Source organism: Paenibacillus sp. UNC217MF, assembly GCF_000686865.1.
GTDB lineage: Bacteria > Bacillota > Bacilli > Paenibacillales > Paenibacillaceae > Paenibacillus_B > Paenibacillus_B suaedae.
The window spans coordinates 16,354-35,174 of the sequence record NZ_JMLT01000016.1 but is presented as its reverse complement, the minus strand read 5'-3'; the positions used below and the strand labels follow the sequence as shown (position 1 = coordinate 35,174).

Sequence of the window (18,821 nt, the reverse complement as noted above, 5' to 3'; positions counted from 1 at the left end):
CGTTATCGAATCTATTAATATAGCATATTATGTAAAGCAACGTGAAATCTATACAAATGTTGCGAAAAGGGGATGGATATAATGGCATCATTTGAAATTGGGGCGAGATGTCTTTTCAATTTTCGAAACGAACGCTTTTTCCTATTAGTCGAAGATGAAATTACAGTTCCAGATAAAGGTGTGGAGATTGATCCGGTTAATATCTATGAAATTGACCAGCAAACTTTCAATTTTATCAGTGCTGAAGGAGATACGAACGAGTGTGTACCAGTTGCGACACTTCCAATTGTACCACCTGGATTTAAATTAGAACGAAAATGTATTTTTACAGTAGATAACGCATACTGGGTAATCTATGATTTAGAAAATGGAAGTGACAACAATGTTATATTAATCATCGATGCAGCTTTATTTAACTCATTGAAAAATGCTGGTGTTCGTGAATGTGTTCCTCAAAATTTCATTAATTAAATGGATCAGACCTCAAATAGAATACTTTTTGTTGAAAAAATATACCCCACGTAGTTTTTTACGGGGGTATATTTTTATGCTTGAGCCCTTGATGTTGTGATGGTGAATATGCATCAGGAAAATTACTTTGGCGGCAGGTTGAAATTATTTACGAAGACAGGCATGGTGAAATTACGCAGCGGCATATCGGCGTTCCAAGATGATATACATGGTTGGAGAATTGAATGAGGGATCTAGTAGTGGAAAAAGCAGATATCACTGCGGGTTACAGCAAAAACGAAACAGCCTTAGCCCGATGGAAGCACGAGCTAAGACTGTTAAAGCATTTTATTCTACTGTCTATTTTACGGGGATCGGCTCAGTCATGGATAAAAACAGGACAGAAATGCCCTTCTTTGTTCCATAAGAAATGGAGCTCCTGAAATTAAGCGTATCGCTCGATCAGCGCTTCATACACACTTTTTGGACGGAGTCCGACTAATTTCTCTACCGGCTCGCCGTTATGAAACATAATGACGGTCGGCATAGACATAACGCGGTATTCAGACGCGATGGCAGGGGAGTCGTCACAGTCTACCTTGACTACGTTTACCCGTTCCCCATATTGATGATCCAACTCGTCAAGAATTGGCAGAAGCGCTTTACATGGCGGGCACCAAGTTGCTCCGAATTCAACAAGTGTAACCCCTTGTTCGCGAATAGATTCGCGAAATGATTGTTCATTAACTTCGTATATACTCATCGTTATTCCTCCCGGTTCGTTGTTTGTCTTTCCTTCATAATGAAGCGGATGCGCTCTTGCAGATTGGACTTTATAGATTGAAGAAGATGGATTTGCTCGTCGATTTCCGCAAGCTTTTGCTCATATATCGGGAGCACTTCTTGACAGAAGGCTTCTTCATTCTTGAGGACGCATTGCAGAAATCCGGCGATTTGCTCCGTTGTAAGTCCAAGGCTTAAATAAAACTGAATGGTGCGAACTTGTTCTTCCGCAAACGTTGAATATTCGCGGTAGCCATTCGTATGCCTAGCGGGAGTAAGTAATCCCTGCTGCTCATAATAACGTAGTGAGCGAAGGCTAACCCCAGTTCGGGCGGAAAGTTCACCGATTCTCATGTTCAAATCCCCTTCACGAATGATTCTTCTTCATTATAAACCCTGACACTAGTGTTAAGGTCAACCACTACTTGATGTAATGTATCCAAAATAGTTGTTTTACCAAGCTAATGGCCATCGTAAATACTAAGTCCCGATTGATAATGTTATTCCAATAACATGATCGGTAGTTATACTTAGGATTGGACAGCTTCAGATCGTGTGAGAAGCAATGGGAGTCTGAGAGCGAGAGGCTTGGAAATTAAGAAAGAGTAGAGAAATGAATATCTTTGTGTCTGTGTCTAATGAATAAGGAGATGAATGATAATATGGAACAATCCGAGCTAGTAGGAAAGCTCATAAAAGAAGGTGACATAGAACGTATTCGATTGCTTTTACAAGATGGATTAAACCCAATCAGTCCGTGAGCTGTTATGATTCTTACTTGGAATGTGCTTTTGATTATGAACAAATTGAAATTGCAAGATTATTCATTGATTTCGGCACGATACTCTCGAGTGATGTAATGGTCAATGCTGCTAGATGTGCAGATCGTAGTCTATTTGAATATTTGCTTTCTAAGGGTGCGGATATAAATGCAATTAATCATGTTGGACACTCTGCACTTAGCAGGGCTCTTGCATTCAACAATGAAACAGGTGCTTACGCGCTAATTGACTTAGGAATCGATCTAAGAATTACAGGTGAGAGCACGCTTATCGGTTGTGCTTATGACGGCAGAAATCATTTTATAGAACTTCTTGTAAGTAAAGGTGTGGACATCAACTGTTACATAACGGATAGCCATTCATATTGTCATGGCGTTACACCCCTAATTGCTGCTGTGCAGGGTGAGCAATTAGAGGCCGTTACATATTTCATTCAAAATGGTGCTGACACTACAATAACTGATCAATTAGGGTGCCGTGCATACAACTATTCAAGAACTTACAAATACGCTGAGTTAGAACAATACCTCAAGTCACATGAGCCTTCCGAATATCATGACTATCAAAAACGAACGGAACAACTATTGAATAGTGGCTTGCCTAAAGAAGTTATTAAGGAATTAGGAACCGTAGGGAAGCGAATTGATTTTGAATCAGATAATTACAGCGAGTATCTTATTTTAGGTACCATTTTTGATGTTGTGCGTTTCGTGTATTATGACTATGAATTGTATAATCTCGTGTTAGAGGTAGATAATTATGACGCATTTGGCTTTTTCACATGGTGCCCAAGTTTGAACAAGTTTGTCAGTGTGGACATTGAACATGAGAGGGTATATATTTTGCATGATATGACTTGGGAAAGCTTCTTACGCAATCCAGGAATATATATCGACCGTATAATTGATTTCGAGTATGATTCTGAAATCGAGACATAGGGAAGCGAGGAAGTCTACAGACGCGCATATGTTGAACGCAGATGGGATACCGGCGGCTCCCATTGCCATTTATGCCAATGGAGTTGCGGTTGGATTTTTGATGTATATTTATGATACGTTGGATCATGAATCATTTGAAAATAAAGATTTTTACGGGAAGAAGAGCTATTTTATATGGCATATTATGATTGATAAGAGTTATCAAGGGAAAGGATATGGCAAACTTGCTTTTGAAAAAATGTTGATGGATATTGAAAATATGCCGTATGGGGAAGCAGAATATGTAACCCTCTTTTATCGAACAAATAATGTCAAAGCTAAAACATTATACGCATCATTTGGTTTTGTAGATACAGGCATCATTCAGAATAATTCGATGTTGGCAATTAAAAATCTAGATGAGAAAATAACAGAATCCATAGTAGAATAGGATCTCTCGGAAAGAAATGCAAGCTTTCAACGTCTTGACTCATAATAAACACAAAAATTCAGAAGGAAAAATTTACTCCAAACCAACAGTAATGGCATTTGCGCAAATACAGTAAAACCTCCAGTTCCACATCGTGGGCTGGAGGTCTTTTTGTTTTGAATGGTGATCCCTAAAAGAGCACTGAGTAACCTATTTAAATAAATTCAGCGTCGTAATGATGATCGGCATGGCAAACACATCGATAAGAAAGGCTCCTACAATGGGAACGATCAGGTACGCTTTGCGGGAAGGACCGAAACGTTCCGTTACCGCGGCCATATTGGCCATTGCATTAGGCGTGGCGCCGAGGCCATGTCCGGTGAACCCGGCAACCATCACGGCGGCGTCATAGTCTTTGCCCAGCAACCTGAACAAAACAAATATCCCGAACAGAACGATAAAGAGGACTTGGACCAGCACGATGGCGAGAATCGGAAGGGCAAGATCCGCCACTTCCCACAACTTGATGCTCATAAGCGCCATGGACAGGAAGATGCCAAGTGTAACGTCGCTTACTAGGTTGATGCTCTTCATGTCGATGGCATTCGGATTAAATTTGTCCACGATGTTGCGGACGATAACAGCCACGAACATGGCTCCGACATATCCAGGAAGGACAAAGCCTGTCGCTGACGTGAACAGCTCTCCCAAATACGTGCCAAGCGCCATACAGAATGTAATGAGCAGCACTTGGATGAAGAAGGAATTTGTCGTTATCGGTTGAACGTATGCTTCTACGCTCGCTGCTGCTTCTTCATTTGTTTCCGTCGGCTTCAGGTTGTATTTCGCTATCAAATATTTTACCGTCGGGCCGCCAACCAGACCGCCTGCGATAAGACCGAAGGTAGCTGACGCGATCCCAATAGACAATGCCGAATGGATTCCCAGATCTTCAATGGTTTGTCCAAATGCGCTTGCCGCTCCATGTCCGCCTTCCATAGACACGGCTCCTGCCATCATCCCAATAAGCGGATGAATGTCGAATAAGGAGGCGAGGGAAACCCCGATTACATTTTGCGCCAAAGCGAGGAATCCGCAGGCAAGCCAGTAAATGACGAGCAATTTGCCACCTAACTTGATGAGTTGAAAGCTTGCTCCCAATCCTACCGTGGTGAAGAACGTGAGCATGAATAGACTTTGGAGCGAAGTATCCAAGGTAATTTCTAATAGACCTGTCGTTTTCAGGATCGTAGCTAGGATAGCAAACAGCAGTCCACCGACAACAGGCGCTGGAATACAAAACTTTTGCAGTACTCCCGATTTTCTGACAAAAAAGATTCCAAGTACAAGCAGGGCTACAGCTAAAAATATCGTATTCACTTGATTAAGCGCCAGCGTCATCAGTGTTCCTCCCCATAAATGTCATGATTGCTTCATTCGTCAAGTATGCTCCCAGCTTTATGGTTCTCCCGTTCTCGTCAACAACCGGATTCACCTCACAAATATCAAAAGAGAGCGTTTTCTTATGAGCGGCGACTGTGCGAATAAGGGTACGAACGACCATCGGCGTTAATCCGAAAGGAGAGGGAGCGCTGACTCCTGGCGCAAATGCCGCATTGAGAACATCGGTACAAAGGGTGAGCATGACATAATCTTGTTGTTCGATGAACGTACGTAAGGATGAAAGGATGTTATCCATCTGTCCTTCATGCATGTCTTCTTCTAGAATGTAGCGGGCACCGAGCTCGTCCGCCTTGTCGAACAATTCTTGTGTATTCCCGAAACGCTGGATGCCAAGCACAAAGTAGCTGCTGTTGTGATCCTGTTCTACTATTTGGCGGAACATTGTTCCTGATGATGGCTGAGTGTCGTAGGGGCGTAGGTCGAAATGGGCGTCAATGTTGATAATTCCTAGTGAAGCATCTGGTCCGATATGCTGACGGACACCTAAATAATGTCCATATAGCGTCTCATGTCCTCCGCCTAAAATAATGGGAGTAGCGGATTTGGAAAAGAGGTCAAATACGGCATGGCCCAATGCTGCCTGGGCTTCTTCAAGCTTGTCATTGGAACAAGTCACATTTCCTGCATCGACAAGGTGATGATCTTCCGCTGTACTCCAGGGGAGACTTGCGAGCGCTTGCCTGATCGCATTCGGAGCGTTCGCTGCGCCTAATCTCCCTTGATTGCGCCGAACGCCTTCCTCGCATTCAAATCCGATGATGGCGCAAGTGTTTGGAGAAAAGGTTTCCCATGGTGCATCCAGCTCCATCCGCTCCACAATTTGATGGTAGCGGAAGCTGCTTCTTCTCTCTGCATGATCCGTTCGGCCGACCCATACATCGGCTCCAATCGATTTTCGCAATGACCCCACCCTTTCTCGTATTCTGTTGTTTCATTATATGATGACATTCTTATAAATTTAAATATATAATACAAATATATTAATAGCTTTTAGCTATAAATAGAGAAAGGAAGATCGTTCTGGATATCAAACAACTCCATTATTTTGTGACGGTTGCCGATCAGTTGAGCTATTCCAGAGCCGCGCAAAAACTGCATATATCACAGCCATCTTTAAGTAACGCTATTAAAAACTTGGAGCATGAGGTCGGATCACCGTTGTTCGAACGAAGCACGAGAAAAATCGAACTGACGGACGCGGGCAGCGTGTTGTATGAGAAGTCGATTCGCCTGCTCTCCCAAATGAACATTTTGAAAAAAGAGATGGAGGAAGTAAAGCTGACCGGAAGAGGGGAGCTCGTGATTGGCATGATCGAGTCCGTAAGGCAATGGGTGCCCCAAGTGATCCGTGAATATCACAGCCGCTTTCCTTCGATGCATATTAAGCTGTTCGAGGTACTGAGCAGAAAGGCGGTGGTCGATTCCTTGCGGAAATACCATACCCACCTCGTCATTACGAACCAGTGCATCCATGAAGACGATATTGAATCGCTCCCTTTGTATAAAGAAAGGTTAGTCCTAGTGCTGCATCGGGAACACGCTTTAGCCCAGAAGGATTCCATTACATTCAAAGAGTTGGAGAAAGAACCCTTCATTATTAGCATGGAAGGATTCCAGACGAGAGAAGATATTTTGAGAGCCTTTGCGCTTGAGCAAGCATCACCGAACATCAAATTCGAAATCGAGCGGTTCGAGACCGCTTTGACATTGGTAAGAGAGAATCTTGGGCTTGCTATTATTCCAGAAAATTATTTAGTTGAACCGAAGGATGAATCGATTGTCCGCAAAACGTTGTATTCGCCTGCGTTGGAACGTACCGTCTATTTGATGGTTATGAAGAATCGGTATTTGGCACCTGCGGTTCAATGCTTTTTGGAAGAGATTCAACGTAACTTTGAGCTGAGGCATAAAGCAACGGATCTTATTGAAGAGATATGAAGGATTTTAAATGAGTTCAAACAAAAGCGCACAAGAATCGTCAATAAAAAAAGGATGTGCGTACATCGTTCTTTTCAGAGACACTTCTATCTGTCTGTAGGCATGTAGGGGTAACATCATTAAAACTTGGAATTGGCCTATATGCACCTAATTATGATGAAGTCGAGAATAAAGATGAACATGTTGAAGCAGTAATTGTATTTAGAAAAGGGTACTATGAAAGAAATCATGAGTAAATTAGAAAGTATCTCATGGGAGACGATGAAATCATCTAACAACGTATCTACGCTACGGGGGACAACCCCCCCTTTGTCTGCCCGAGGTGGTTCGGAGAAGTAGGATCAGGCAGATAACCCTGCGAGGCTAAGTGGCGGGGCCACCCAGTTTCCTTTCGGGTTCGTAGGTAAAAGAACGTTATATGAAATACCCTAAGAGTTCATAATATGTAGGTGATAACGTGGATGAATTAAGAATAAAGGCATATAAGACGTTAGTATACCAAGCGTTAATAGATATTAGAGTACTAGCATCTCAACAAGCATTTTTAACAGAGATACCTGATAAAACAAATAATACCGAGATTAACAAACATGTTTTTCATATTGCCAATACGTTTCATAATTTAGCGTTACAACTTACTGAGAATCCCCCTGATATAAATGAGAAAGAGATATGGAGAAGAATCGATTTTCTTATAAATAATTTTCCAAAAAGTACAGATTATAACAAACTATTTGAATACACATTAAGAGATAAATAAGTTTGGCAAGATTGCACAAGTAAGTGGGTACTTGATCTAACCAGTATTCACATCGGGCCTCTATCGAGGCCCTCGGTCACCATGAGGTTTTTCGAAGAAGAAAAATTAGGCGACAACCATGTACTGGCAAAGTTCGTCGGACCCGGGCGTAAGCCGCCCGTAAGCCTCTCGGGTTCGTAGATACAAGAACGTTATCTGAAAAAACGTGTAAATCAAAAAAAGGAGAATAAAATGCAAAATAAATTAGTGTTTTTCAGTGATGAAGACAAAGATGATTACGAACGCTTTGAAAGGTTTGTTAACGAGAATGTTTATAATGTGTATATTCAGGATGATACTTCAAGAATAGTTGTATGGACAAACAAGGTAATTCATACGTCGATTAATTTTGTAATGGAAATGAAAGAACCTTATTTAATTTTATACATATTGAATGTTAGCAGATGTGGTCAGGAACCAGCACGTTATCAAAGTATGGAGTTAAGTGCGTCAGATACTGAAGAATTCTTATATGAGTTTGCTGATTATTTGGAGAGGGATAGTAGACATGATATCTGGATCCATTCACCTAAAGACAATGCAACTATTGTATATGATAAAGATAACCTTATTTATATTTATGGTGATATAGAAGTATATGAAAACAAATTAATACTAATGGGTTTTACGGCTTACAATGAACCTTTGTATCTTCCCTCCCCCCATGCACATTGTTATCATGCGGAATTTGACGAGAAGGAAATAGAGATTCTCAGTAAAATGAATTGGCATAAAACGCCTTTACAGGAACGAGATTATTAGTATGTAACTCAGGATGACATGTGTCATCAGATAACCCTGTTTTCACGCTGCGGGCTGCGTCCTTGGTTCGAAAGAAGTGTACGCGAAGAAGTGCGTTCAGCTCACAACCCTGCGAGGCTAAGTCCATCGGACCCAGCGTGTACGTGCCTTAAGCCTTTCGGGTTCGTAGATACAGAAACGTTAGGTAAAAGTGCTGAAATCATTGAAAGGAAATGAAAAAATGAACAAATATACTTGTCCATGTTGTGGTTATAGAACACTTGATGAAGAACCGCCAGGAACATATGCCATCTGTAAGATTTGTTTTTGGGAAGATGATGGAGTTCAATTTGATGATCCTGACTATGAAGGTGGGGCTAATGTAGCTTCATTAAGACAGGGACAATATAATTTCCTTAAGTTCGGAGCATGTGAAGAGAGATGTAAACAATTCGTAAGAAAACCAAATAAAGATGATGTATATGAAGGACCAAAGGAAATTTAAGATCTTATAAGAGATTAATAGAAAAACAAATAACTTAATTGTATTTCTGCGAAGCCAGCACCTTCATAACAGCGTATCTAACAATACTACAAATTATGAGCCGAAAGTATACGGTTTTCAATTCATTTTTAGTTCTCTTTTCAAAGAGAATAATAATGATATAGGTTGTGGTTACTCGAAGAAGACAGGAACTTCACCTAAACACGGCATTCACGTATTGGATCCTGACGGCTCCTCGGCCCCCGAGAAGCAATCGGCAGGGAAGTGGATTCGCGGACACATCCGCACCGACTAACCGCATCGCGGCCGAGTTTCGGGCGAAACCCTAAAGTCGGTAGGTTGTCGTGGATACAGGAACTTATAAGAAACTGGCGAAAGTAGTGATCAAAATTAAAAAAACATTTATATTGATAGTTCTAGTTATTACTACACTAATATTAGTGATTCACCTTTCTTTTTATTGGGTAGCCCGTCAACAAGCAGTAAGTTACCTCGAAAAGAAATATTCTGATATGGATATAAGTATTGGTTGGCCCAGTCAGAGTATTATAAGCAATATATTAGATGGCTGGTATAAAATTCCCGTATATACCCAAAATAAAAAACAAGAAATTAAATTCTATGTTAACCTAAATATGTTTAATGGTTTGAGGAATGATGACTTTTTGTTTTGGGCATTACAAGCTGATGCAGAAGTTCAATTTAATGATGAGGTTCGAGAAATTATTCCTACGGCTAAAGTCGATATTCTTCATCAATTAATTGATGAAGATGCCTATTATAATATGTTTGGCAAAGGAAATATTCAATATGTTCACAACAGTAGCGGAGATCTGGTACTGGTTGTTCATATTGGTTGGGAAGGGAAAAGAAAATTATCAAAGGAGGAATTTGCTAAAACGTGTTCTGAAGTTGGTGCACATTTTTTATCTACCTATCCGGTTTATGAATTGCAATTTTCATATACTTATCAGGACAATGAAAAAATGTATACAACCACTATAAATAATAATGATAATATTGAACAAATCTTAAAAGATCATCTTTATCAAGGACTTTATACAAATATACATATATACAAATTTTGAGATATCAGCAGGACAATCCTACGAGGCTAAGTCCGTCGGACCCGGCGCATGCGTACCTTAAGCCTCCAGGGTTCGGGTTCGTAGTAGATACAAAAACCTTATCTGAGAGCCCCTATGAGCATAAGACAGAAGCAACGTATTTCCAAAATAGTTCTTGTTCATGGAGGTAACACATGGATTACACTTCACAGATTGAAGCAGCTCCAAAGATGAAATCGTGGCCTAAAGTTACCATAGCGGCGGGTCGTCGTCATACCGTAGGTCTTAAATCAGACGGAACGGTGACGGCTGTAGGTGATAATAAATACGGCCAATGTGATGTGAGCGGCTGGCGCGATATTGTGATGGTTGCAGCTGGAAATGTACATATGGCGACAAATACGGGTAATGCTCATACAGTAGGTCTTACATCTGACGGAACGGTTGAGGCAGTGGGGTGGAATAAACATAACCAATGTGAAGTAGAAGACTGGCGCGATATTGTAGCGGTAGCGGCGGGGTGGCGTCGTACCGTTGGGCTTAAATCGGATGGTACGGTGGTTGCTGTGGGTCGAAATAATGAAGGCCAATGCAATGTAAGCGACTGGCGTGATATTGTGGTGGTAGCAGCGGGTGACTGGCATACCGTAGGGCTTACATCAAACGGCACCGTGACGATTGTGGGTAATAATCGGTATGGCCAATGCAATGTAAGCGGCTGGCGCGACATCGTGGCGGCAGCGGCGGGTTACCTTCATACCGTCGGTCTTACATCTGACGGAACGGTTGAGGCTGTGGGTTGGAATAAGCATAACCAATGTGATGTAAACGGCTGGCGCGGCATCCAACTGCCCGGCAATTACAAGAGACGATAGATGAAATCTAGGGGGAATGGGCATTGAAGAATATAGTAAAAGATGTGAAGTACCTCGAGCAAAGGAAACAGATACTGCTTTCTCTACAAAATAAATATAAAGATGATAAAGTTGATATCTACTACTCGCCTGATAAGGAATATAAGTTGACGATTGAATATTTTATTTCTAAAGAAAATGAAGGATGGGATTATACTAGGGGGATCGTAACACAATGCAGCACAGGAAATGAAATTGTGTTGATACGTAATATAGGTACTTTTCTGTTCGAATGGGTTCTGAAAGACAAAGAGAGTTATTTACTATGTGGGCAAGATTATCAAGGGTATACAATAGTAAATTTAAAAGACATGAAAGTTATTGATTTTGTACCGGAGGAATTTTACGAGGGTAAGGGGTTTTGTTGGGCAGAAATACAATATACGAACGAAATTGATGTATTGGTAGTAGGGGGATGCTATTGGGCGGATGAATACGAAATTGTATTATATGATTTTTCCAATCCACTTCAATTACCATATAAAGAAATAAAGAGAATAAAACCTTATGAGAAGATAATAGGCTGGATAGATAATAGTAATTTTCAGTATGAAGATGAAGAAGGAAATAGACAAATAGTAAAAATATTTTGAGGTAATTTCAACGAAGTCCCTGGCATCACATAACACCGTATCTACGCTGCGAGCCGACATTCGTCGCTCCTTGGTCCGCCCGGGGAATTTTTTCAGGGAGCTGCGGGAGCAGGCGGACGGACAACCCTGCGAATCTAACCGCATCGCGGCCGGCCCTACGGGCCTTAAGGTGGTAGGTCGTCGGGAATACACAAACGTTAGGAAATCATTGCAATATTAAAATAGAAATATGCTTAGGAGGACTACATGTCTCTGTATAATCAAGGAAATGATTTGTATGCAGAGGGTAAGTACAGTGAAGCATATAGATACTTTTTACAATCATATACAAACAATGAAGATGTTACAGATTCGATGAATTATTTAGGATGCATCGAGTTGATGTTGGGAAACTATGAAGAAGCATTAGATTGGTTTATAAAGCTAGGTAAGATAAAGCCAACTTGGGAGAGACCGATCTTTAATATAGGGCGAGTATACTTAAAGCAAGGAAGATTAAATGAAGCTTTTGAACAGTTTAAACAAGCAACAAAAATAAACAATCAATCAGAAGATGCTTTCTATTATCTGGGTGTATATTTTCAGCATATTAATGATCTACTTTCTGCCAAAGAAGCTTATGAAGCATCTCTAAATATTATTGGAGATCAAGAGGAAACTTTATTAAATTATGGACTTGTTCTTTGGAAATTAAATCAGATTGAACAGGCTAGTAATGAGTTTAATAAGATTTTTGAACAAAATCCAGATAATGAAGATGCTTTATGGAATATGGGATTAGTAAATGTCCAATTGAGTAAATACAGCGAAGCCTTAAAATATTTCGATAGGTTATATAAAGCTAAAGGATACGATATAGAGTTATATTTGGAACTTAGTAATATTCATTACAAACTTGGAAATCATACTGAAGCATTAAACTGGATAGAGAAAATAATCAAAAAAGACTCGTTAAATACCAGAGCGCTAAAGTTAATGGAAATATTAAAGAACCGTTTAAGTAACTCTTAGAAGGCAATGACACCAACTGAGATGATGTATATGAAGGATCAAAGGAAATTTAAGGTCTTATAAGAGATTAATAGAAGAACGAATAAATAACTTGATTGTATTCCAGCGAAGCCAGCACCTTCATAATAGCGTTTCTAAGCTGCGTCGCTGTCGCTCCTTGTTCTTCCCGAGGATTTTCGAGTGTCATCAGCGGACAATCCTGCAGGGATAAGTGGCGAAGCCACCCGACGCGTACTCACCTTAAGCCTCACGGGTTCGTGAATACAACAACGTTATGTGACATTCAACAAGGTCATTTAGATTCTTGGGAGGTCTTCTAATTTAATGAAAGATGATAGATGGAAAGAAAGTGAAGACTATAAATTAAATAGACAAAGAAGAAAAGTAAAGAGAGTTTTTATAGTGTTTCTGATATTAATTCTAGTTATCTTGATATCGTTTATTACTTTGGGACTTAATTTTACAAAACATATTTTTAGAGATTTATGTGGGGTAACTAATTGCTAGAAGATAAATTATGGATAATTTATATACAACCAATGAAATTCCGAATTAAGGATATTTAAGAGATTTAAATTGATGAAATAACCCTGCGAACCGCCCCGTCAGGGATTAATGCTCTCGAGTTCATGAATACAAGAACACTAAACGAAATTTCCTTGAAATCGAGGTGAAGTACTTGCAATGGAGCAAGATGAAAGAACAACTTGAGTCAAAACTATGCGAATCTCTTAAAGATCGAGTCAATTTCAATAGTACAAGATATAGGAGATCTCACGATGGGGTTGGAAGATCGTGGGTCACTTTTGATAATGAAATCATTCATGATTTTTGTACTGTTAAGTTGAGATATAAATTTAATACGACAGCAAAAAGGATACGAGAAAAAACTAATTCTCTAGATTGGAGAGATCCAGACCAGGAGAAAGCGTATTATGAAGCGTATAATATCGCGGATAAAGAAATGGAGATACAAGGTATACATAATCAATTTGAATTTTATAAAGCAATCGAAGAATACTTACATCTATCGATTGATGAAGCCATGAAATCACAAAATACTATAATTAAAGCTTTATCTTGGTTTGATAAGAGATTAGGTAAGAGAAGACTAAGAGGTACTGAAGCAGATAGTAACATAATAGTGAATAAATTTAGAAATATAAGACTTAAAGTTGAAGGTTTAATTGATGATGAGGAGAACTTCGTCTAACAACGTATCTACGCACCGAGCCGTGTGGCCCTGGTCTGCAAGAGGCATTTCGTGGAACTCAGCAGACAACCCTGCGAGGTTAAGTCCGTTGGACCCAGTCGCACACTTCTTTAAGCTTTTCGGGTTCGTAGATATAGCTACGTTAACTGAAACTCATGCAATTAATTAAGAGCGAGGGCAAAGTCAATGCAACGAAAAAATATAATAACTCTCAAAAATATCTCCCTGGCGTTTCTATTATTTTATACAGTTTTGTGCTTAGTGATTACAGTGACAAATAATAAGGCTTTTGATTTTGTTTACTATAGATTTAATCCAAATGTGGAAAAAATACATGTAGAGTTACAAGTCACGACTGGACCAATGTATTATTTGGATGATACTAAATCAATAGAAACCCTAAAAAAGATATACCCTGAAATAGATACATATGACATTAAGTTGAAAGGAGAAACACCTTATAAAAATGCTGATGATCCTGCAGAAATTGGAGATCTAACTGTATATGGGAAGTTCAATGGAGTAACAGACGAATATAAAGGTATTGGATACGGAGAGATACCAGTTTTTGAAGTCAAGTATTATGACGATTTATACTATTTATTGAATGAAGTGTTATCTTCGCCGCTATTACTATTTACTATAATGACATCACCCATTGTTGTAATTATTTTACTATGTTATAGTGTTTATTTTTCTAAAAAAGCAATTCTCGAAATAATCAAACGAACAGTAGGAAGTTTCTAGAAGTAGGCATGGGCATCAAATAAACCAGCTAATCACAGTCAAGTCCTAGGAGGATAGAAGCATAGTGGATTAGGGAGCGACAATAAGTTGCGGAGACAATGCATTACAAGATCACATATTGATTATTGATTTTAAAAGAGAATAAATCGAAGAAATCAACTTAAATCGATAAGATCTAGGGTTGTCTGTTTGCTCCGAAGCTAGATTCACCATCGGTCGCGTGGGGCTCCCTTAAGGCTCTCTCGGGATTGTACATTAGAAATTTCAACAGCCAGGCCGTAAGTCAGCGGGTTATCCGATGATTTACGGCTTTCACGTTATCCGCAAATATGAACATTAGATAAAGTATTCATTAATATGATTATGAATAGATAATGTGCTTGTTTGTAAGCGCTTAACCACTTATAATGGTTGATAATCCACAAATATCCAAATTAGTCTAGAGGGGGTTCTGCATGAAGCTATTGGCCGCTGTAACCGTTCCGAGCGTCAAACGTAACAAGAAAAAACGCTGGCCGCGCATTACCGGAATCATTGTTTTGGTCTTAGTTCTTTTGCTTGCCTGCGCAGGGGGATACGTATATTGGTTCGTGAATAAAAGCCTGCCTGTCGTTCAGGGGAAACTCAATATTTCTGGACTGGAAAAGGAAGTGACGGTATGGAGGGATGCTTCCGGCGTTCCGCATATCGAGGCGCAAAACGAACATGATCTCTACATGGCTCAAGGCTATGTAACGGCGCAGGATCGCATGTTCCAGATGGATTTGAGCCGTAGACAGGCTTCCGGACAGCTTAGTGAAGTGGTGGGGGCTAAGGCTATCGACCGCGATAAATTTTTCCGGGCGTTTAGTTTGCGGCGTGCGGCAGAGGTTTCTCTCGGCGCTTACTCGAAAGAGTCCCGACAGGTGCTGCAATGGTATGCGGATGGCGTCAACAAGTACATCAAGCATGCTAAAGCCGCCAGTTCACTTCCGGTCGAATTTGCGATTCTGGGGTATGAACCCGCGGAATGGCAGCCTGTTGACTCCTTGACGATTGGCAAATACATGGCCTATGATCTGGCAGGCAACTGGGAGGGGCAGGCTTTTAGGTACGCAATGGCGCAGAAGCTGTCCACCGAGAAATTTCAGTCGCTTATGCCAACCTATCCGAAGGATGGGGCAATGATCATTCAAGCGTTAAAAGAACAACCGGTCGATCTGACAGCGCTGGCAGCTACCGCGGTTCCGCGGGATCCATTTAACGGCAGCAACAATTGGGTCGTATCGGGAGAAAAATCGGCATCCGGCAAGCCAATGCTGGCCAATGACCCGCACCTCGGCCTAAGTACGCCGTCAATCTGGTATGAGACGCATCTCTCGGCACCAGAGCTGAACGTGAGCGGCGTGATCTTTGCTGGCGTTCCAGGGATTATTCTCGGGCATAACGAAACGATAGCCTGGGGGGTGACGAATCTGAGTCCGGACGTACAGGATCTTTACATTGAAAAAAGAAACCCCGACAATCCGCATCAATTCGAATATATGGGCAAATGGGAGGATGCCAAGGTTTATCAAGAGGAAATTAAGGTAAAAGGCGAGGCTCCAGTGCCGTATGAAGTTGTCGTGACTCGGCATGGCCCGATTATCTCTGAATTCGCGCATGATCAGCGGCAGGAAACGGCGCTTGCGATGAAATGGACCGCCTTGGATGCAACAACCGAGCTCGAAGCGGTTCAGATGTTCGCGAAAGCGCAGAATTGGGAGGATTTCAAGCAGGCGTTGACACATTTTGAAGCACCTGCTCAAAATTTTGTTTTTGCTTCTACGGACGGCACGATTGCCTATCGTGGGAACGGCCTGATTCCGCTCCGCAAAAAAGGCGACGGTTCGGTTCCGGTACCGGGTTGGACGGATGAATATGAGTGGGCGGGATATATCCCGTGGGATGAACTGCCCACAACCGTGAACCCAAAGGAAGGGTTTATCGCTACGGCGAACAATAAAGTGATCGGCGACAGCTATCCGTATCATCTCACGGACGTCTGGTCCCAGCCATACCGTGAAGCGCGTATTCAACAGGTGCTGTCTACCAAGGATAAGCTGACCGTAGAGGATATGAAAAAGCTTCAATTTGACCGTCATAACCTTCAGGCAGAAGAGTTTGTGGATGAGTTGATTGCCAATATCAAAGACTCGCCGGATTTGCGGCAAATTGATCGCGACGTGCTTTCGCTTTTACAAGACTGGAATAAAGTGAATGATCTGGATCAGGCTGCACCCCTTGGCTTTGAGCTGTGGATGCAGGGTTTTGATGATGTGCTATTCACATCCGAAATCAACGCTGATTTGATGGAGCTGTTTAACAATAAATCGGTTGTTAAGGATGAAATGCTCCGCCGAGCGCTTCAAGGCGAGCGGGAGCCATGGATCGACGAAAAAGGAGGAATCGAAAAGGTGGCGCTGCAGGCATTCCAGCTGGCTGTGGATCAGGCTGTTTCGCTGCAGGGCAAACATCCGGACAAATGGCAATGGGGCAAGTTCCATCAGGTTGATTTTGCTCATCCTCTTGGTGCTGTGAAGCCGTTGGATCTGATTTTTAATGCCAAGTCTGTTCCGATGGGCGGCGGCCGTGTCACCGTCGGGGCTGCAGGTTGGGATGCAAAGAGCGGCGAAGTCACCCATGGGGCACCGTGGCGAACGGTCATCGATATGTCCAATCCGACCCGTTCGATGAATGTAGTGGGGCCCGGCCAATCCGGACATGTGCTGAGCAAGTGGTACCATGACCAGGTGGATGACTGGTCGACCGGACAATACCACGTCACGAGTATCGAACCGAATGAATACCGAAAGGCAGGAAATGAACTGAAATTAGTGCCGGAATGAGAAAATGAGAAGAAAAATGCGATAGATTCCCAAGACAACACACGACCCAGTCTAAGATAGCGCTATGTAAGGCTGGGTTGTGTGACGCTTACAAGAATACATGGAAAAACCGGCCTCGCGGCCGGCAGGAGTCTATCGGAAAAGGTACCCATGCTCTCAGATGGACATCTTCTGCAAATGCGCTTCGAGCCGGTCAAGATTTTCCTTGGTGTGTATAGATGCGATTTCCTTGATGGCGTTGAATATGGCTTCATCTTCGAAAAGCTGGCGCATAGTTAATCTGGTTGTGCCGCCAAGATCCTCGAAGGTTGCCGTGAGTTGAAAATGGGGGTCATATAGGTACCGCAGCACGATCCGTTCTGGCCCGATTTCGACAAATTCGTTTTATTGGGATAATCGACTCCGTCCAGTCCGTGCATCACAAACTCCCATATCCCTCCCGGCCGTAAATCAAATTTGAGGAAAGTGTTCGTAAACCCGTTCGGACCCCACCACTGTGCCAAATGCTCGGGTTTAGTCCAGGCTTCGTAAACGAGGGAAGGGGATGAACTTATCACCCTCGTTGTTACCAACTCCTTTTCTTCCGCTACGCTGATTTCACAGTTTGCCGCATGGTTTTCCGTCATGCCCGTTCCTCCCTCGCCTTAGGTTCTCAGATGGACATCTTCTGCAACTGCGCTTCGAGCCGATCAAGATTTTCTTCGTTGGCTGGAGTTGAAATTTTCTTGATGGCGTTGAATACGGCAGCGTCTTCGAAAAGCTGGCGCCATGTTAGTCTGGTTGTACCGCCAAGATCCTCGAAGGTTGCCGTGAGTTGATAATGGGGTTCACATACGTGCCGCAGCACGATCCGTTCTGGCCCGATTTCGACAAATTCGCTTTTATTGGGATAATCAACTCCGTTCGGTCCGTGCATCACAAACTCCCATGTCCCTCCCGGCCGTAAATCAAATTCGTGAAAAGTGTTTGTAAACCCGTTCGGACCCCACCACTGTGCCAAATGCTCGGGTTTAGTCCAGGCTTCGTAAACGAGAGCAGGGGATGCATTTATCACCCTCGTTGTTACCAATTCGTATTCTTCCGCTGAGCTGGTTTCGCTATTTGCCGCATGGTTTTCTGTCATGCTCGTTCCTCCTTTACATAGTTTGAATAGGTTAGTCGATCTCCAACTGCACACCCAGCTTATCCATCATCTCCTTGGTTCCGTGCTCGCGCTGAGCCGGTGTATCGTGGCCATCGAGAAAGACGCCTTGTTCGGTGAAAATCAGCTTTGTGCCTTCTCCCTCTGGCTTGAACTCGACGGTCGTTGCGGAAACGGAAATTCGCGTCTCGCCCATATCCAACGTATAGGTATAAACGATGCGCTCGTCCGGCACAATGTCGTGGTACCGGGCATTGAAGGTAAACACCGCTCCGCCGGGAGGCCCACCTTGAGTGCGTTCTCCACCGCCGACCCGGAAGTCAAACTCATCTGCTTTCGAAAACCATTGCTCTTTCATGTGAGGATTCGCCCAGTAGGCAAAAACCTTTGCTGGCGAAGCTTTGTACACTCGCTCAACGACGAAAGTGTGATGAATGGAAGATCGTTCGTTCATGATTT

Annotated in this window: 20 protein-coding genes and 1 pseudogene; 14 read left to right on the top strand and 7 right to left on the bottom strand. The window is 42.2% G+C overall.

The window, feature by feature from the left end; translation table 11 throughout:
• Nucleotides 1–81: 81 nt before the first annotated feature.
• Nucleotides 82–471 carry a hypothetical protein gene (locus tag BP95_RS0109900; protein WP_021255866.1) on the top strand — a complete coding sequence of 130 codons (390 nt, stop codon included), beginning with the start codon at nucleotides 82–84 and terminating at the stop codon, nucleotides 469–471.
• Nucleotides 472–895: 424 nt separating this feature from the next.
• Here the strand turns inward: BP95_RS0109900 and trxA are convergent, their stop codons facing one another.
• Both trxA and BP95_RS0109880 read right to left on the bottom strand, forming a co-directional pair.
• Nucleotides 896–1,213 carry a thioredoxin gene (gene trxA, locus BP95_RS0109885; RefSeq protein WP_028532045.1) on the bottom strand — a complete coding sequence of 106 codons (318 nt, stop codon included), beginning with the start codon at nucleotides 1,211–1,213 and terminating at the stop codon, nucleotides 896–898.
• A gap of 2 nt (nucleotides 1,214–1,215) precedes the next feature.
• Nucleotides 1,216–1,587 (bottom strand): MerR family transcriptional regulator, encoded by a 372-nt coding sequence (locus BP95_RS0109880; RefSeq protein WP_028532044.1) that lies wholly within the window; start codon nucleotides 1,585–1,587, stop codon nucleotides 1,216–1,218.
• 424 nt (nucleotides 1,588–2,011) lie between these two features.
• Here BP95_RS0109880 and BP95_RS0109870 point away from each other — a divergent pair, with 424 nt between their 5' ends.
• Both BP95_RS0109870 and BP95_RS30025 read left to right on the top strand, forming a co-directional pair.
• On the top strand, nucleotides 2,012–2,953 hold the full coding sequence (locus tag BP95_RS0109870; protein WP_155987221.1) for an ankyrin repeat domain-containing protein: 942 nt from the start codon (nucleotides 2,012–2,014) through the stop codon (nucleotides 2,951–2,953).
• A gap of 28 nt (nucleotides 2,954–2,981) precedes the next feature.
• Nucleotides 2,982–3,383 carry a GNAT family N-acetyltransferase gene (locus BP95_RS30025; protein ID WP_051614043.1) on the top strand — a complete coding sequence of 134 codons (402 nt, stop codon included), beginning with the start codon at nucleotides 2,982–2,984 and terminating at the stop codon, nucleotides 3,381–3,383.
• A 189-nt stretch (nucleotides 3,384–3,572) separates the two neighbouring features.
• Here the strand turns inward: BP95_RS30025 and gltS are convergent, their stop codons facing one another.
• Both gltS and hutG read right to left on the bottom strand, forming a co-directional pair.
• A complete protein-coding gene (gene gltS, locus BP95_RS0109860) occupies nucleotides 3,573–4,763 on the bottom strand; it encodes a sodium/glutamate symporter (RefSeq protein WP_028532042.1) in 1,191 nt (396 codons plus the stop codon).
• On the bottom strand, nucleotides 4,747–5,736 hold the full coding sequence (gene hutG, locus BP95_RS0109855) for a formimidoylglutamase (RefSeq protein WP_028532041.1): 990 nt from the start codon (nucleotides 5,734–5,736) through the stop codon (nucleotides 4,747–4,749). Before hutG ends, gltS begins: the two co-directional genes overlap by 17 nt.
• A 110-nt stretch (nucleotides 5,737–5,846) precedes the next feature.
• Between hutG and BP95_RS0109850 the strand changes: the two genes are divergently transcribed.
• The 11 genes and pseudogenes from BP95_RS0109850 to BP95_RS0109790 all read left to right on the top strand — a co-directional run bounded on the left by BP95_RS0109850 (nucleotide 5,847) and on the right by BP95_RS0109790 (nucleotide 17,221).
• Nucleotides 5,847–6,764, top strand: a complete 918-nt coding sequence (locus BP95_RS0109850; RefSeq protein WP_028532040.1) for a LysR family transcriptional regulator — start codon at nucleotides 5,847–5,849, stop codon at nucleotides 6,762–6,764.
• Between the two features lie 457 nt (nucleotides 6,765–7,221).
• Complete coding sequence (locus BP95_RS0109845; protein ID WP_028532039.1) at nucleotides 7,222–7,524, top strand: hypothetical protein; 303 nt, start codon at nucleotides 7,222–7,224, stop codon at nucleotides 7,522–7,524.
• Nucleotides 7,525–7,755: 231 nt separating this feature from the next.
• Complete coding sequence (locus tag BP95_RS31845; protein WP_051614042.1) at nucleotides 7,756–8,325, top strand: hypothetical protein; 570 nt, start codon at nucleotides 7,756–7,758, stop codon at nucleotides 8,323–8,325.
• 220 nt (nucleotides 8,326–8,545) lie between these two features.
• Nucleotides 8,546–8,809, top strand: a complete 264-nt coding sequence (locus tag BP95_RS0109835) for a CPCC family cysteine-rich protein (protein WP_028532038.1) — start codon at nucleotides 8,546–8,548, stop codon at nucleotides 8,807–8,809.
• A gap of 344 nt (nucleotides 8,810–9,153) precedes the next feature.
• Complete coding sequence (locus BP95_RS0109830) at nucleotides 9,154–9,897, top strand: hypothetical protein (RefSeq protein ID WP_028532037.1); 744 nt, start codon at nucleotides 9,154–9,156, stop codon at nucleotides 9,895–9,897.
• A 173-nt stretch (nucleotides 9,898–10,070) separates the two neighbouring features.
• Nucleotides 10,071–10,721, top strand: a pseudogene (locus BP95_RS30015) (chromosome condensation regulator); the annotation flags it as partial.
• Nucleotides 10,722–10,774: 53 nt separating this feature from the next.
• A complete protein-coding gene (locus BP95_RS0109820; RefSeq protein ID WP_028532036.1) occupies nucleotides 10,775–11,383 on the top strand; it encodes a hypothetical protein in 609 nt (202 codons plus the stop codon).
• A 246-nt stretch (nucleotides 11,384–11,629) separates the two neighbouring features.
• The gene (locus tag BP95_RS0109815; protein WP_028532035.1) at nucleotides 11,630–12,394 is read left to right on the top strand and encodes a tetratricopeptide repeat protein; all 765 of its coding nucleotides are present in this window, start codon (nucleotides 11,630–11,632) and stop codon (nucleotides 12,392–12,394) included.
• Nucleotides 12,395–13,073: 679 nt separating this feature from the next.
• Nucleotides 13,074–13,607, top strand: coding sequence for an SF0329 family protein (locus tag BP95_RS0109800; protein ID WP_028532033.1), 534 nt, complete (start codon nucleotides 13,074–13,076; stop codon nucleotides 13,605–13,607).
• A 186-nt stretch (nucleotides 13,608–13,793) separates the two neighbouring features.
• Complete coding sequence (locus BP95_RS31840; protein ID WP_051614041.1) at nucleotides 13,794–14,354, top strand: hypothetical protein; 561 nt, start codon at nucleotides 13,794–13,796, stop codon at nucleotides 14,352–14,354.
• A gap of 455 nt (nucleotides 14,355–14,809) precedes the next feature.
• On the top strand, nucleotides 14,810–17,221 hold the full coding sequence (locus BP95_RS0109790) for a penicillin acylase family protein (RefSeq protein ID WP_028532032.1): 2,412 nt from the start codon (nucleotides 14,810–14,812) through the stop codon (nucleotides 17,219–17,221).
• Between the two features lie 275 nt (nucleotides 17,222–17,496).
• Here BP95_RS0109790 and BP95_RS30005 read toward each other — a convergent pair whose 3' ends face one another.
• From BP95_RS30005 to BP95_RS0109775, 3 genes are read right to left on the bottom strand one after another with little or no spacing between them, the layout of a single operon-like run.
• Entirely contained in the window at nucleotides 17,497–17,847 is a 351-nt protein-coding gene (locus BP95_RS30005; protein ID WP_331281219.1) for an SRPBCC domain-containing protein, read from the bottom strand.
• Nucleotides 17,848–17,873: 26 nt separating this feature from the next.
• Nucleotides 17,874–18,344 (bottom strand): SRPBCC family protein, encoded by a 471-nt coding sequence (locus BP95_RS0109780; RefSeq protein ID WP_021255876.1) that lies wholly within the window; start codon nucleotides 18,342–18,344, stop codon nucleotides 17,874–17,876.
• A gap of 31 nt (nucleotides 18,345–18,375) precedes the next feature.
• Nucleotides 18,376–18,816 carry an SRPBCC family protein gene (locus tag BP95_RS0109775; protein ID WP_021255877.1) on the bottom strand — a complete coding sequence of 147 codons (441 nt, stop codon included), beginning with the start codon at nucleotides 18,814–18,816 and terminating at the stop codon, nucleotides 18,376–18,378.
• Between the last annotated feature and the right edge of the window lie 5 nt (nucleotides 18,817–18,821).